Origin of the sequence: Nocardiopsis sp. MT53 (genome assembly GCF_019598965.1) — a bacterium.
GTDB lineage: Bacteria > Actinomycetota > Actinomycetes > Streptosporangiales > Streptosporangiaceae > Nocardiopsis > Nocardiopsis changdeensis.
In genome coordinates this window covers 6,608,011-6,621,814 of the sequence record NZ_CP080599.1, presented here as the reverse complement: position 1 = coordinate 6,621,814, position 13,804 = coordinate 6,608,011, and the positions used below count along the sequence as shown (strand labels likewise).

General features: G+C 75.1%; 14 protein-coding genes. 12 read left to right on the top strand and 2 right to left on the bottom strand.

Going from position 1 to position 13,804, the window contains the following annotated elements; translation table 11 throughout:
• Positions 1-6 precede the first annotated feature (6 nt).
• The 12 genes from K1J57_RS29700 to K1J57_RS29645 are packed head-to-tail and all read left to right on the top strand — an operon-like array spanning position 7 to position 10,247.
• Complete coding sequence (locus K1J57_RS29700; RefSeq protein ID WP_220561998.1) at positions 7-510, top strand: hypothetical protein; 504 nt, start codon at positions 7-9, stop codon at positions 508-510.
• Positions 504-1,358 (top strand): hypothetical protein, encoded by an 855-nt coding sequence (locus K1J57_RS29695; RefSeq protein WP_220561997.1) that lies wholly within the window; start codon positions 504-506, stop codon positions 1,356-1,358. The genes K1J57_RS29700 and K1J57_RS29695 overlap by 7 nt, the downstream gene beginning before the upstream one ends.
• 23 nt (positions 1,359-1,381) lie before the next feature.
• Positions 1,382-2,056: an SAF domain-containing protein gene (locus K1J57_RS29690; RefSeq protein WP_220561996.1), complete on the top strand. Its 675-nt coding sequence runs from the start codon at positions 1,382-1,384 to the stop codon at positions 2,054-2,056.
• Entirely contained in the window at positions 2,056-2,802 is a 747-nt protein-coding gene (locus tag K1J57_RS29685) for a hypothetical protein (RefSeq protein WP_220561995.1), read from the top strand. Before K1J57_RS29690 ends, K1J57_RS29685 begins: the two co-directional genes overlap by 1 nt.
• Positions 2,799-4,157 (top strand): CpaF family protein, encoded by a 1,359-nt coding sequence (locus tag K1J57_RS29680; RefSeq protein ID WP_220561994.1) that lies wholly within the window; start codon positions 2,799-2,801, stop codon positions 4,155-4,157. Before K1J57_RS29685 ends, K1J57_RS29680 begins: the two co-directional genes overlap by 4 nt.
• Entirely contained in the window at positions 4,145-5,008 is an 864-nt protein-coding gene (locus K1J57_RS29675; protein ID WP_220561993.1) for a type II secretion system F family protein, read from the top strand. The genes K1J57_RS29680 and K1J57_RS29675 overlap by 13 nt, the downstream gene beginning before the upstream one ends.
• Positions 5,005-5,898 (top strand): type II secretion system F family protein, encoded by an 894-nt coding sequence (locus tag K1J57_RS29670; RefSeq protein WP_220561992.1) that lies wholly within the window; start codon positions 5,005-5,007, stop codon positions 5,896-5,898. The genes K1J57_RS29675 and K1J57_RS29670 overlap by 4 nt, the downstream gene beginning before the upstream one ends.
• A 21-nt stretch (positions 5,899-5,919) precedes the next feature.
• A complete protein-coding gene (locus K1J57_RS29665; protein WP_220561991.1) occupies positions 5,920-6,093 on the top strand; it encodes a hypothetical protein in 174 nt (57 codons plus the stop codon).
• A 9-nt stretch (positions 6,094-6,102) separates the two neighbouring features.
• Positions 6,103-6,465, top strand: coding sequence for a TadE/TadG family type IV pilus assembly protein (locus tag K1J57_RS29660; RefSeq protein WP_255646699.1), 363 nt, complete (start codon positions 6,103-6,105; stop codon positions 6,463-6,465).
• The gene (locus K1J57_RS29655; RefSeq protein ID WP_255646698.1) at positions 6,462-6,878 is read left to right on the top strand and encodes a TadE/TadG family type IV pilus assembly protein; all 417 of its coding nucleotides are present in this window, start codon (positions 6,462-6,464) and stop codon (positions 6,876-6,878) included. The genes K1J57_RS29660 and K1J57_RS29655 overlap by 4 nt, the downstream gene beginning before the upstream one ends.
• On the top strand, positions 6,875-7,288 hold the full coding sequence (locus K1J57_RS29650; protein ID WP_255646697.1) for a TadE/TadG family type IV pilus assembly protein: 414 nt from the start codon (positions 6,875-6,877) through the stop codon (positions 7,286-7,288). Before K1J57_RS29655 ends, K1J57_RS29650 begins: the two co-directional genes overlap by 4 nt.
• 19 nt (positions 7,289-7,307) lie before the next feature.
• On the top strand, positions 7,308-10,247 hold the full coding sequence (locus tag K1J57_RS29645; protein WP_220561990.1) for an OmpA family protein: 2,940 nt from the start codon (positions 7,308-7,310) through the stop codon (positions 10,245-10,247).
• A 79-nt stretch (positions 10,248-10,326) separates the two neighbouring features.
• Here the strand turns inward: K1J57_RS29645 and K1J57_RS29640 are convergent, their stop codons facing one another.
• Entirely contained in the window at positions 10,327-10,689 is a 363-nt protein-coding gene (locus K1J57_RS29640) for a hypothetical protein (protein ID WP_220561989.1), read from the bottom strand.
• A gap of 1,143 nt (positions 10,690-11,832) precedes the next feature.
• Complete coding sequence (gene cyaB, locus K1J57_RS29635; protein ID WP_255647261.1) at positions 11,833-12,420, bottom strand: class IV adenylate cyclase; 588 nt, start codon at positions 12,418-12,420, stop codon at positions 11,833-11,835.
• Positions 12,421-13,804: the final 1,384 nt, after the last annotated feature.

Genomic DNA, 13,804 nt, shown 5'->3' with positions numbered 1-13,804 from the left:
GCCGCGATGCGATCCGGCTCGACCCGCCTGGCGCTCACCGTCTGCGCGCTCCTCGCCGCCGCCGGGTGCTCCGCACCCGCCGCGGAGACCGACGGCGCCGGAACGGAACCGCGGCCCGCGCCCACCGCCGCCGCCGGCGGTGACGAGGAGGCCGCCCTGGCGGCCTACACCGGGATGTGGGACGCGGTGGTCGCGGCCTCCCACGGAGACGAGGAGGCCTCGCGCGCCCTCGACGACCACGCGGTCGGTGCCGCCCGGGAGATCATGCGGACCGCGCTCGACGAGGCGGCCGCGGGCGGGAACGCCGAGGGCGAGCCCGTCCTCGACCCGGCCGTCACCGTCGAGAGCCCCGAACTCGCGGTCGTCGCCGACTGCGTGGACGACTCCGCCTGGCGGACCGGCGGCTCCGCGGGGACGGCGGGCCCCCGCAAGGTCGACGCCACGCTCATCCACGACGGACTCGCCTGGCGCGTGTCCGAACTGCGCATCTGGGAGGCCGGATCATGTTGAGACCCCTACCCCCCGCCGCTGCCGCGGCCGCCGCCGCCCTGGTGCTGGCGACCCTGAGCGCCGCACCCGCGCACGCCGACGACGGCTCCTTCCTCGGCAGCGTCGAGTGCGGCACCTCCGGCGGCAACGGCTGCCAGATCCTGCTGCGCTGGCTCCTGGAGCACGGCGGCGTCCCGGGCACCCCCGGCGCCAGCGGCTCCGGGGGGACCGGCGGCGCGGGCGGCTCCGACGAGTACGCCGACGTCGACTGGGACGCCATCGACTGGGAGTCCATGGACTGGGAGAACATGGTCGACTGGGACGCCATCGACTGGGAGGAGGTCTTCGCCGAGGCCGCCGAGGGCGAGGAGGGCACCGACCCCCTCACCAGCATCGAGGAGGCCATGGCCTCCTTCCAGCTCCCCGAGCCCACCATCGCCACCTCCCCGGGCACCGACTCCCTCATCCTGGTCAACACCCCCCTGTGGCTGTGGGTCGACCCCCAGAGCTGGGGCGCCGAGTCCACCTCCGCCGAACTGGGCGACTCCTCCCTCACCGTGACCGCCACCCCCGCCCGCACCCTGTGGACCATGGGCGACGGCTCCACCGTGGAGTGCGAGGGCCCCGGCACCCCCTTCGACCCCGCCGTCCACGACGCCGACTCCGCCTCCCCCGACTGCGGGCACGTCTACACCTCGGCCTCGGACGCGGCCCCCGAAGGCGTCCGCACCGTCACCGTCCGCGTGCTCTGGGACACCGAGTGGAGCTTCTCCGGCGGCGGTGGCGGCGCCCTCGACCAGCTCACCAGCACCTCCGAGGTCGACCTCACCGTCCGCGAGTCCCACGGGCTCGTCACGGACACCCACTGACACCGAGAAGAACTGAGACAGACGTGGTCGAGACGACGACGGCCCCGCCCCCCGGGGCGGGGCGGCAGACACAGCAGCCCCCCGCCGTGCGGCTCTCCGGCGGCGGCGCCCGGCGCTGGCGGTGGCTGGCGCTGGCCCTCACCCTGACGACGGCGGGCGCGCTCAGCGGCGTCATCGCCCTGGAACGCCTCGACGACCGCACCGGGGTGGTCGTCGCCGACACCGACCTCCCCGCGGGCCACGTCCTCACCATGGACGACCTGCGCGTCTCGGAGATGTCGGTGTCCTCCGACCTGTCCTTCGTGGACGCCGCCCGCCTGGAGGAGGTCGTGGGCCTGACCCTCACCCTCCCCGTGGTCGAGGGCGGGGTCCTGCCCGAGTCCGCCCTGGGCGCCGACGCCGCCTTCCCCGAGTCCGACCGGGCCCTGGTCGGCGCCACCCTCCAGCCCGGGCGCTTCCCCGCCTCCCTGGGCGCGGGCGCCAGCGTGTCCGTGGTCGTGAGCGGCGGCGAACAGCAGGAGGACGGCGCCCCCCAGGCCTACCTCGCCCTGGTCCGCACCCTCGTCCCCGACCCCGGGGTCGAGGGCGCCGTCAACGTCGAGCTGCTGGTCTCCTCCGCCGACGCCGCCCGCATCGCCGCGGCCGCCTCCGCCGGACAGGTCAGCCTCGTGCAGGTCCACCCGCGCGGAGGGGCGTGATGACGACGACGGTCGCCGTCTTCTCCCTGGGCGGCGCCCCGGGCGTGACCAGCCTGGGCATGGCCCTGGCCGCGGTCTGGCCCGGGGACGCGCCCGGAGTGCTGGTGGAGGCCGACCCCTCCGGCGGAGCGGTCGCCGTCTGGCGCCGCCTGCCCACCGAGCCCGGCCTGACCGGCCTGGCCGCCGCCATGCGCCGCGGCGGCGGCGCCGACCCCGAGGCCCACACCCAGGCCCTGCCCGGCGGGCTCCGGGTCTGCCCCGCGCCGATCACCGCCGACCCCGCCGAGGGCGCCGTGCGGCTCCTGGGCCAGCACCCCCTGCCGTTCGGCGCGATGGCGGCGCCGGTCGCCGTCCTCGACCTCGGCCGCCTCACCCCCTCCTCCCCGGCCCGCGCCCTCGTCGCCCGGGTCGACCACGCCGTCCTCGTCGTCTCGGAGCGCCTCACCGAGCTGCGCCGCGCCCGCGAGCACCTCCTCGCCCCGTCCTTCCCCGCCCGCGACCTCACGGTCGTGGTCTGCGGCGGCCGCGGCGGCGTCGGCGAGATCACCGGCGCCCTCGGCTCCGCCGTCTGGGGGCGCGTGCCCGACGACCCCCGCTCCGCCCGGTTCCTGCGCGGCGAACAGGACATCGCCCGGCCCCAGAAGCGCCCCCTGTTCCGGGCCGCCGACCGGCTGGCGCGCGCACTGGCCGCCGCCCGGACCGAGCCCGTCGTCTACGCGCCGCTGCCCCCGGGGGTGAACGCATGACCCCGCCCGACGAGTTCGCGGACCGCGCCGCCGAGCGCTTCCTCGACCCCGGTACCGACCGGGTGGAGGCCCAGTGGGTCGCCTACGTGTCCGCCGAGGCGGGCCGCAGGATCAGTGAGGAGACCCGCGGCGAGGACCCGGACACCCCGCAGGAGCACCGCGCCCGCGCCGACCGGGTCATCGCCAACATCCTCGACGAGGCCGCCCGCGCAGCCCTGGCCGAGGGCCGCCCCCTGCTGGCCCCCGCCACCGAGGCCGCCATCGCCGCCGCCTCGCTCGCCCAGGTCACCGGTGTGGGGCCGCTCCAGCCCCTGCTCGACGACCCCGAGATCGAGAACATCAACATCAACGGCGTGGACGCCTGGGTGCGGCTCGCCGACGGCAGCCGCCGCCTGCACGCCGGGCTGTTCGCCGACACCGACGACGTCATCGCCCTGGTCCGCCGCCTGGCCGCCGAGTCGGCCAGCGGCGAGCGCCGCTTCGACCCCGGGGCGCCCATCCTCGACCTCCAGCTCCCCGGCGGGGAGCGCCTCAACGCGGTCATGGAGGTCTCCCGCCAGCCCTCGGTGTCGATCCGCCGCCACCGGTACACCCACTCGTCGCTGCGCCGGCTGGAGAAGCTCGGCACGCTCGACCCGGCCCTGGTCTCCCTCTTCCGGGCCGCCGTGCGCGCCCGCCGCAACATGGTCGTCACCGGGGGCACCGGCGCGGGCAAGACCACCCTGCTGCGCGCCCTGGCCTCGGAGATCCCCCCGACCGAGCGCCTGGTCACCATCGAGGACGTCTTCGAGCTCGGCCTGGACCGCGACCGCGAGGCCCACCCCGACTGCGTCGCCCTCCAGGCCCGCCCCGCCAACATCGAGGGCGTCGGCGAGATCACCATCGCCGACCTGGTCCGCACCGCGCTGCGCATGTCGCCCGACCGCGTCATCGTGGGGGAGACCCGCGGCAGCGAGACCGTCCCCCTGCTCAACGCCATGAGCCAGGGCAACGACGGCAGCCTCACTACCCTGCACGCGGCCGGCTCCGCCGGGGCGTTCACCAAGCTGGGCGCCTACGCCGCCCAGTCCGCCGAACGGCTGCCGCTGGAGGCGACCGCGTCGCTGGTGGCCTCCGCCGTCCACCTGGTCGTCCACGTCTCCGCGCTGCCCACCGGCGAACGCCGCGTCACCAGCGTGCGCGAGGTCGTGGGCGCGGAGGGGCAGAACGTGGTCTCCAACGAGATCTACCGCTACTCGCCGCGCCAGGGCCGCCTCGCCGCGGCCCCGCCCAGCCCGGACACCCTCGACGTGCTCGCCGACCACGGCTTCGACCCCCTCTCGCTCCAGGCGGAGACGGCGGGGTGGGGCCGGTGAACACGAACACGCTCCTGCTCGCCACCGCCGGGGGCGTCGCCGGACTCGGCGTCTTCCTCCTGTTCGTCTGGGCCGCCCCGCTGGTCTCCGAACGCCTCCGCCGGGGCCGGTCCCGGCCGCTCCCGCGCCCGGGCAGGGTCGCCTTCGCGACCGCCGCCGGCGTCGGCGCCTGGCTCCTGACCGGCTGGCCGGTGGCCGGGGCGCTGGCCGCCGCCGCGGTCTGGTGGGCCCCGCAGGTCCTGGGCAGCGACGCCGAACACAAGCAGCAGGTCGAGGGGGTCGAGGCGGTCGCCGCCTGGACCGAGATGCTGCGCGACCTCATGGCCGGGTCCTCCGGCCTGCACCAGGCGGTCGCCGCCACCGCGCCCATCGCCCCCGAACCGCTGCGCGGGGCCGTGCAGCGGCTGGCCGACGACATGCGCCGCGGCCGCGAGCCGCGCGACGCGCTCCACACCTTCGCCCGCACCGTCGACAACCCCACCGGCGACCTGGTCGCCTCCGCCCTGGCGATGGCCGCCACCCGGCACGCCACCGACCTCGGCGTCCTGCTCGGCGCCCTGGCCGAGTCCGCCCGCGACCAGGCCGCCATGCTGGTCAAAGTGTCGGCCGGCCGGGCGCGGCTGCGCACCTCCTCGCGCATCATCATGGGCGCGACGCTGGGGATGGCGGCGTTCATGCTCCTGTTCAACCCCGAGTACCTGGCCCCGTTCGACGGCCTGCTGGGCCAGATCGTCCTGGCGGCCATCGGCGGCATCTGGGCCACCGCCGTGGTGTGGATGACCCGGATGTCCCGTTTCTCCCTCGGGCCGCGCGTCCTGGCCCCCGACCCGCTCAAGGAGGCCGCGCTGTGAACCCCACGACCGCGGCGGCCCTGGCCGGCGCCGCCCTGGGCCTGGCCCTGTGGGCGCTGGCGGCGGCCCGCTGGGCCCGCCCGACCCTGGCCGAGCGCCTGTCCGGCCCCCGCCCGCCGGCACGGCTCGCACTGCGCCCCTCCGAGGGCGGCCTCCTGACCCGGCTCGGCCGGGTCGGCGTCCCCCTGCTGCACGCCGCCGGTCTGCCCGGCAAGCGCGCCGCGCGCAACCTCAGGATCTGCGACCGCGACCCGGGCGGCTACCTGGCGGAGAAGGCGGCGGGAGTGGTGGTGGGGGTGCTGTTCCCGCCGGTGATGGGGTTGCTGCTGTCCCCCCTGGGGGTGCTGAACGGGCCTCTCGTGCCGGTCATCCTCTGGGTGGGGTTCGCCCTCCTCATGTGGTTCGCCCCGGACCTGTCCCTCAACGACGAGGCGACCAAGCGCAAGGAAGAGATGCGCCGCACCCTGTCCGGCTTCGCCGACCTGGTCGTGGTCTCCCTGGCCGGGGGCGCGGGCGTCAGCGGCGCCCTCACCGACGCCTCTGCCAACGGCGGCGGCTGGGCGATGGCCGCGATCCGCGACGCCCTCCGGGAGGCGTCCCTCACCCGGGTACCCGCCTGGCAGGTGCTCCGCGAACTGGGCGAACGCTACGACACCCCGGAGTTCGCGGAACTGTCCGCTAGCCTGCACCTGGCCGGAGCCGACGGCGCCCGGGTCCGGAGTTCCCTCTCCGCCAAGGCCAAGACCCTGCGCGTGCAGTTCCTCGCCGAGATGGAGGCCGCCGCCCAGGCCTCAACGGAGCGAATGAGCCTGCCCGTCGTCCTGCTGTTCGCCGGGTTCCTGGTCCTTCTGGGATACCCGGCCATGAACCTCATCCTCTTCAGTACCTGATCCCCTGCTTGGAGAAGCACCATGAAAGAGCTGTACTACCGCATCGTCACCGCGCTGACCCTGCCCAAGGACGACGGCGGCTACTCGACCGAGACGGTGGTGGTCACCGCGCTCCTCATCCTCGTCGGCATCGCGGCGGTCGGCGGTATCAGCACCTTCGTCGCCGAAGAGATCGCCAGTTTCGGCACTCCGTAGGAGACTCCCTTGCGACAGCAGAAAGACGACCGGGGCAGTGCCGAGCTGGCAGTTGCGGCCCCCGCGCTCCTCCTCCTGGTCATGCTGGTCGTCCAGGCCGCCCTGTGGATGCACGGCGAGCACGTCGCCGCCGACCTCGCACGCCGCACGGCCGAGCAGTCGCGCACCGTGGAGGGCACGGCCGCCCCGGCGGCCGCGCCCTCCGGCTCCGTCCTGTCCGACATCGACATCGCCGTCGAACGCGGGGCCGAGGAGGTCACCGTCACCGTGACCGGCTCCGTCCCCAGCCTCGTCCCCGGGGTCACCTGGAACGTGCGGCACGTGTCCGTGGCCCCCGTCGAGCGCTTCGTCCCCGGAGGTGAGACACCGTGAGGCACCGCGACCGCGACCGCGGCTCGGCCTCGGTGGAGCTGGCCCTGCTGGCACCCGCCCTGCTGACCTTCGCCATGCTCATGGTCTTCGCCGGCCGCGTCGTCGACGCGCGGGCCACGGTCGGGGAGGTCGCCCACTCCGCCGCCCGCGCCGCCTCGCTGGAGCGCACGCCCACGGCCGCCTCCTCCACGGCGACCGCCATCGCCGCCGCCGGGCTCCAGGAGCAGGGCATGGCCTGCACCGACCACACCACCACCGTCGACCACGGCGGCCTGGCCGCCGGGGGCGCGGTCTCCGTCACCGTCCACTGCACGGTGGACTTCTCCGATCTGTACGGGGTTGCCTTCCCCGGCGGCCAGACCATCGAGGGCGGCGCCACCGTCGCCGTGGACACCTTCCGGGGGCAGCCGTGACCACCGCCGCCGCGCGGGACGACCGCGGACAGGTCAGCGCCTTCGTCGCGGTGATGGCGGTCGCCTTCATCGCGTGCCTGGGCCTGGTCTACGAGGGCGGGGAACTCCTCCAGGCCCGGCGACAGACCGCCACGCTCGCCCAGGAGGCCGCCCGGGTCGGCGCCCAGCAGCTCGACTGGAACACGTACCGCGAGGGCGCCGACGAGGTCCCGCTGGACCCGGCCGCCGCCTCCGCCGCCGCCCAGGCCTTCCTCTCCTCCGCCGGGGCCACCGGGACCGTCAGCGTCTCCGGCGACACCGTCACCGTCACCTGCACGATGTCCTACTCCTTCACCCTCGTCCCGGCCGGATCGACCACCGTCGAGACGACCGCCACGGCACGTCCCTACACACAGACGACGACCCCCTGAGCACCTTTGTGAGGCGGACATGCATCCACTGAACAGGCTCGGCGCGGCCGTGTTCGCGCTCGCCTTCCTCGTCGGCGTCCCCTACGTCCTGCTGTGGCACGCCGCCTGGCCCGACACGCTCCCCTCCTGGGACGTCGCTCTCGCCCACCTGCGCGGCTGGCGGCTGCCCCCGGGCGTGCCCGCCGCCGTGCTGATCACCGCGCTGTGGGCGCTGTGGGGGATGTTCGCCCTGGCTCTCGCCGCCGAGGCCGTGGCCCGCCTGCGGGGCGTGCCCCTGCGCCTGCGCCCGTTCGGACCGCTCCAGGCCATCGCCGCCACCGCCGTCGCGGCCACCGCGGTCACCCCCGCCGCCGCCTTCGCCGACACCGTCGCCCAGGACGAGGAGTCGCCGGACCGGGAGGAGAGCGCCCCCGCGGCCCCGCAGGAGACCGCGGAGCAGGGGCCGGTGGAGCGCACCCGCACCATCAGCGGGTTCGCGGTCGGATCGGCCGAGCTGACCGAGCGGATGCGGGAGGACCTCGCCCCCACCGTCGAGATGCTGGGGGACCACTGGGACGAGAACGTCCCCGTCGCGATCACCGGGCACGCCGACCCCAGCGGCAACGCCGACCGCAACCGGGAGCTGTCCCGGGAGCGGGCCCAGGCGGTGGCCGACTACCTGGAGGAGGAGCTCGGGGAGGACGCCCCGGACACCGAGGTCACGGGCAGGGGGGCCGAGCAGCCGGTGGAGGGGCCCGCCGAGAGCCAGCGCCGCGTCGAGATCGCCTACACCCTCGCCCCCGCGTCCGCTCCCGCCTCTACCCCGGCCCCGCAGGAGGAGGCCGGCACGGACACGGCCCCGGAGGAGACCGGCGACGACGCCGCTGACGGCGCCGCCGCGGCGGAGGAGGAGGCCGACCGGTCCCTCATCACCGTGGAGAACGCCGCCGCCGTCGAGGACGACGGCCCCCGCGTCGTCGTCCTGGAGATCCCCGACGGCGCGGTCGCCGGGTTCGTGGGGTTCGCCGGCCTCGCCGGGGGCTACCTCCTGGGCAAGCGCGGCTCCTTCGTCCCCAGGATGGCGCTCAGCCTGCCCCGGCGCCTCACCGGCCGCCCGCGCCGCCTGGCGCTGCCGCCGGTCCCGCCGCGCCCCGAGCCCGGCGCCGAGATCGACGAGCGGGTCACCGTCGAACTCGACCACGTCCCCGGCCTGGGCCTCACCGGCAAGGGGGCGGACGGGGCGGCCCGGCGCCTGATCGCCAACGCCCTCGACCCGACCGAACCCCTCGCGGTGCGGATCCTCATCACCGAGGACGAGGCCGTCCGGCTGCTCGGCGAGACCGGCCGCGACCTGCTGCGCGACCGCCCGTGCGAGCCGGTCACCCTGGTCCCCGGAACGGAGGACGCGCTGGCGGTGCTCGCCACCGAACTCCACGCCATGGCCGAGGAGGACCGGGCCCCGCTCGCCCTGATCATCTCCGCGCCCGAGGCCCAGCACGAGCACGCCCTGTCCGGCCTCCTGCTGCACGGGCAGCACCGCGGCGTCACCGCCGTCATCCTCGGGAGCTGGCCGCTGGGCGGCAACTGCACGATCGACGCGGACGGGCTCATCTCGCAGACCAGCCAGCCGCTGGCCACCCTGTTCCACTGCTCCTGGCCGGGCTCGACGGCCGAGGAGGTCCACGCGGCCGTGCACGCCCACCACGCGGCGGACCACTCGGGGTCGGAGCGGCCGGTACGGCCGTCCTCCCGGAACCGGGGGGCCGCCGAGCCGCGCCCGGTGCTGGTCGCGGAGGACTGGGACGATGACGACGCCTTCGTCCGGGTGGGCGACGACGCCGCCTGGGAACGGCTCACCCGCGCCTGGGAGGAGGAGGCCGCGGCCGGCACCACGGCCGACGACGACGGGGAGACCACCACCGCCCTGGAGCCCGAACCAGCTCTGGACCCCGAACCCGCCCCGGACGACGGGGCCACCGTGGACGCCGCCTTCCGGGCGCTCCGCGAGGGGGAGTACGCCGAGACCGCCACGGACACCCCCGCGCACAGGCCGACGACGGACACGACCACCGCGGCTGACACGACCACCACGGCGGATGCCGAGGACGACTCCTGGTGGGACGAGACCCCCGTCCCGGAAGAGCCCGTCCGAGAAACGGCCCCGGACGACTCCGCCACCACGACCGCTGAGGCCCCCGGCACACCGGAGCCCGACGACGCCCCGGGTCCTCACGAGAACACGGCCGCCGAAGCCCCGGCCGCCCCGCCCGCCGAGGTCGGCACCACCACCGGGCAGGAGGACGCCGACGCGTCCCCGACCGGCCGTCGGAGCTCACGCGATACCCCCGCTGAGCAGGGGGACGCCTTCGCCGCCCTCAACGGGGCGACCCCGGCACCGGAGAGCCCCGCGGCCGCTCCCGCGCCCGCTCCGGCCGAAACCCCGGAGCCCGTGCGGGACACTCCCGCCGTCACGCCCCCCGACACGGACGGCGCCGAGACCGGGGAAGAGAAACCCAAGGCCGGGGGAGAGGCACCCGAGGCCGCCGCCCAGGCCCCGCCCGCACCTCCGTCCCCACCCGCCGCTCCCGCGGCTCCCGCAGCCCCCGCGGCTCCCGCCCCGAAGGAGGAGCAGAGGACCCGGGTCCGCCACGAGCGCGCCCCCGGCCGCAAGGCAGGCCGGGTCCGCGTGGTCCGCGTGGACCGTCCGGAGGCCCCGGAACAGCAGGCGGCCGAGCCCGTGTCCGTACCGGTCCCGGCCGGCCCCGTGGCACCGGCCCCCGGCACCCGACCGGAACGGGCCCCGGCGGCGGCCGCCGCCCGTCCGCGCCGCAGGGCGGTCGTCCGCGACCGGGCGGAGCCGCGCGACGCGGAGCCCACTCCGATGGCCGAGGAGGAGGCTTCCCCGGCCTACCGCCCCCAGCCCGCCAAGCCCCGCAAGGCGGGCCGGGGACGCACCTGGAAGCCGCGCGACGACGGCTGACCCGCACCGGTCCCACGACGCCGAGGGGCGGCCCCCTCCAGGGGGCCGCCCCTCGGCGTCCCGGGCCTCACCCGGACCGTCAGCCGTTGCGGCCGCCACCACCCCCGCCGTAGCCCGACCCGGAGCCCAGGTCGCTGCTGACGTCGAAGGCGTAGTCCTCGCTGACCTCGTAGTTGCGGGCCATCTGGAGCGTCCGGTCGGCCGCCTGGTCGAAAGCCGTGGGCAGCGCCTCGCCGTACTCGTCCAGCGTCTCGATCATGGGGGTGAGGTTCTTCGTCAGGGACTCCGAGATGTCATCGCCCGACCCCCAGACCGCCCCGAGGGACTGCCGGGCCGTCCGCAGCCGGGCGAAGGCCTCGCGCACGAGCCGACCGGGTTCGCGCAGGTCCTCACCGGCCCGCGCCATATCTTCCGGCAGCACTGTCAGGTGGTCGTCGGACATCGGCGTTCCTTCCCGTACGGGGGCGCGGCCCCGCCTGACCGGAACCGCACACGTCCCCCGGCCACGTTCTAGCCCCGCCGGGTGATCGGCACCCATGCGCCCGGCAACGCGCGGGTGTACACGGGGAGTCGCCTCCCGGGGCGGACACCGTGGACACCACACCCGCAGCCCAGGGGGTTCCCACCCGGCCGGGCCCCTCACCCACAGCCGGAGGGCGAACCGCTACCTCCGCCGCAGGGGGTTTCTCACCTGACCGGGGCCCTGAGCCACTGCCGGAGGGCATCGCTGCTTCCTCCGCCGCAGGGGGTGAGGGCCGCGGGTGGCTTCCCGCCCCGGCCCCAGGGGGTTGGGGTAGGGCGGTACTCGGCCCGGGCTCCAGGGGGTGAGGCGGACTGTGAGGTTTCCAAGACGTCCGCCATCTGGGAACGGCGGTCTGTGGTCGCAGCCACAGGTGACTGGTTTCCAAGAGCCCGATCGCCTGTGAAGGTACAGTCGCGGAGCGTGGATCCGTCCCCGCGCAGTCGGCGTCCGGCAGACCACCGGGCGGTTTCGTTGGGCGCACATCGTGGGCGGTGGGGGTGCGCTTTCCGGGGGCGGGTCCGCGCGAGGTGCGCACACCTGCACCGGTTGGAAAGGTTGGGGGCGCCGGCGGCGGTGCGGGGGCTCCACGCTGGTGCCTACTCCCGCGGATGACCGCGGTACCGGTCAGTGCCGGGGGTGAAAGCCGCACGCACCCACAGCTCCGAGCCCCAGGGGGTGTGGGAAGGAAGGACCGCAACCCCCGCCCCAGAGGGTGTTGCCGAACGTTCCCGCAACCCCAGCCCCAGCCCGGACACAGGACCGCGCACCTCCGCCCCAGGGGGTGTGGGAAGGAAGAACCGGAACCCCCGCCCTAGGGGGTGTTGCCGCACGTTCCCGCGACCCCAGCCCCAGCCCGGACACAGGACCGCGCACCTCCACCCCAGGGGGTGTGGGAAGGAGGGCCCGCGACCCCCGCCCCAGGGGGTGAAAGCGGTACGTCCCCGCGACCCCGCCCCCAGCCCATAGGAAGAACCGCACCCCCCACACGGCGCCACCGAGTAGACCGCACCCGCATCCCACAGACGTCATCAGACGACGCCCCGCCTGCACGACTTCACGACCTCATCGCTTCACAACACTCCCAGAACCCTCTTTCGCCGCCGCCAACACCAGATCCCGGTACGGCACCGCTACCACCGGAAGAGCCTCCAACCCCAGAAGCCGTTCCGTCTCCTCCAACCGGCGCGCGACCTCCTCCCAGGCGTCCGCGGACACGATCTCGGTCTCCACGAACGAGCCCACACCCGCGACCTCGTCCACCACTACAGCCAGTCCCGGCCGCCTCGGCGCCCGATAACAGGTGCGCACCTTCTCCACCCGAACCAGCAGCACCATGCCCAACGCCTCCAACAACCGATGCGCGTGTTCGGCCTCTCCTCCATCGGCCAGCGCCACGTTCGTCTCCCGCTTGGCGATGACCCCCTCGGCGCTGCTGGTGTTCCCGTCGGAGGCCGGCTTGTAGGTGATCTCGCACCGGTCCTCCTTCGCCCGGACCCGCAGGCACTCGACCGTCTCCAGGAAGTCGACGTCAGGGCGGCTGTAGTAGGTGTCGACCTCCACCGCCGAACCGGCGGAGGCGAAGCCCGACTCTTCCAAGCGCCGTTCCAGCGCCCCGCGTTCCTCCAGAACACGCTTGCGCTCGATCTCCACCAAGGCCACCGGGATCATCCCCTTCCAGGGGTGAGGGCCGCGTACACGCGGGCGAGGTTGTGCTTGCTGACCGACTCTCGTACCCCTGTCAGCGCTTCGGCCAGAGTCCGGGAATCCGACGTCGGGATGTTACGGAACAGCATCAGCTGTTTGGCGTCCGGTAGAGGGTTGGCGAGCCTGGGGTCGGGGTTGCGGGTGGGTGCGGCCATACCCCTCTGGGGCGGGGGTCGCGGTTCTTCCTTCCCACACCCCCTGGGGCTCGGGGCTGCGGGTGCGCGCGGCCTTCACCTCCTGGGGCTGAGGTGTGCGGTCCGGTGTCCGGTCTGTGGCCGGGGCCGCGGGAACGTGCGGCAACACCCCCTGGGGCGGAGGTCGCGGTTCCTCCTTCCTCACCCCCTCGGGTTGATGCCGCGGGTGTGTGCGGCCTTCACCCCCTGGGCTGAGGTGCGCGGTCCTGTGCCCGGTCTGGGGCCGGGGTCGCGGGTGCGTGCGGCTTTCACCCCCGCTCCCGTCCGTACCGCGGTCATCCGCGGGAGTAGGCACCAGCGTGGAGCCCCTTCACCGCCGTCGGCGCCCCCAACCTTTCCAGGCGGTGCGGGTGTGCGCGCTCCGGGTGCACCCGGCTCCGGCAGTCACACCCCCACCACCCGCCACGCGCGCCCAACGATTCCCCCTGGTGGTCTGCCGTGCGCCGACTGCGGCCGGGGCCGGGCCCACCCGGCGCGGACCGCCGTTCCCAAGCGGCCGAGCTCTTGGAAACCTACAACTACCTCGGCGAAGACCCCCTATGGCCGGGCACCCCACTGGCCTGACACGGCTGGGGCGGAGCTCCCGGTCGGGTGGGAAACCCCCTGCGGCGCAGAAGGCGGTTCACCTTCCGGCTGTGGCTGAGGGACCCAGTCGGGTGGACAACCCCCTGCGGCCGGGGCCGACAGGTACGCGCGGCCTTCACCCCCGTGTGTCCGGGGCGACGGGATGCTCACCCCCCTCCCCTGGGGTCGAAGGAGATGATCCGCCCTCCAGCGGTGGCTCGGCCCCCGGCAGGCCCACCCGTCACCCACCACAGCGTTGAAAGGGCATGGGAGACCTTTCGGGCCGGGGCGGGAGACCACTTGCGGCCTTCACCCCCTTGGGGCAGAGGAAGCGGTTCGCCTCCCGGCTGTGGCTGAGGTTTCCAAGCGGGTGGGAAACCCCCGCGGCGAAGGCCGTGCGGCGGCCTTCGCCAAGGCCGACGTCGAGCGGATGAGTGCGGAGCCCACCGGCCTGCCACCGGCCGTGCGCCCCGGCGGATCGCCGGGCTGTGAGCAGCCCTGGACAAGGCCACGCCCACGCACAGGCGTTTCCGCCCGCCGGGGCGCTCACGCACCCTGCGACGCGGTCCCCA

What these genes read in the sequence shown, in the direction of transcription:
- K1J57_RS29645 (WP_220561990.1), top strand. Translation starts at nt 7,308, where the DNA reads ATGCATCCACTGAACAGGCTCGGCGCGGCCGTGTTCGCGCTCGCCTTC.
- K1J57_RS29695 (WP_220561997.1), top strand. Translation starts at nt 504, where the DNA reads ATGTTGAGACCCCTACCCCCCGCCGCTGCCGCGGCCGCCGCCGCCCTG.
- K1J57_RS29665 (WP_220561991.1), top strand. Translation starts at nt 5,920, where the DNA reads ATGAAAGAGCTGTACTACCGCATCGTCACCGCGCTGACCCTGCCCAAG.
- K1J57_RS29640 (WP_220561989.1), bottom strand. Translation starts at nt 10,689, where the DNA reads ATGTCCGACGACCACCTGACAGTGCTGCCGGAAGATATGGCGCGGGCC.
- K1J57_RS29700 (WP_220561998.1), top strand. Translation starts at nt 7, where the DNA reads ATGCGATCCGGCTCGACCCGCCTGGCGCTCACCGTCTGCGCGCTCCTC.
- K1J57_RS29680 (WP_220561994.1), top strand. Translation starts at nt 2,799, where the DNA reads ATGACCCCGCCCGACGAGTTCGCGGACCGCGCCGCCGAGCGCTTCCTC.
- K1J57_RS29685 (WP_220561995.1), top strand. Translation starts at nt 2,056, where the DNA reads ATGACGACGACGGTCGCCGTCTTCTCCCTGGGCGGCGCCCCGGGCGTG.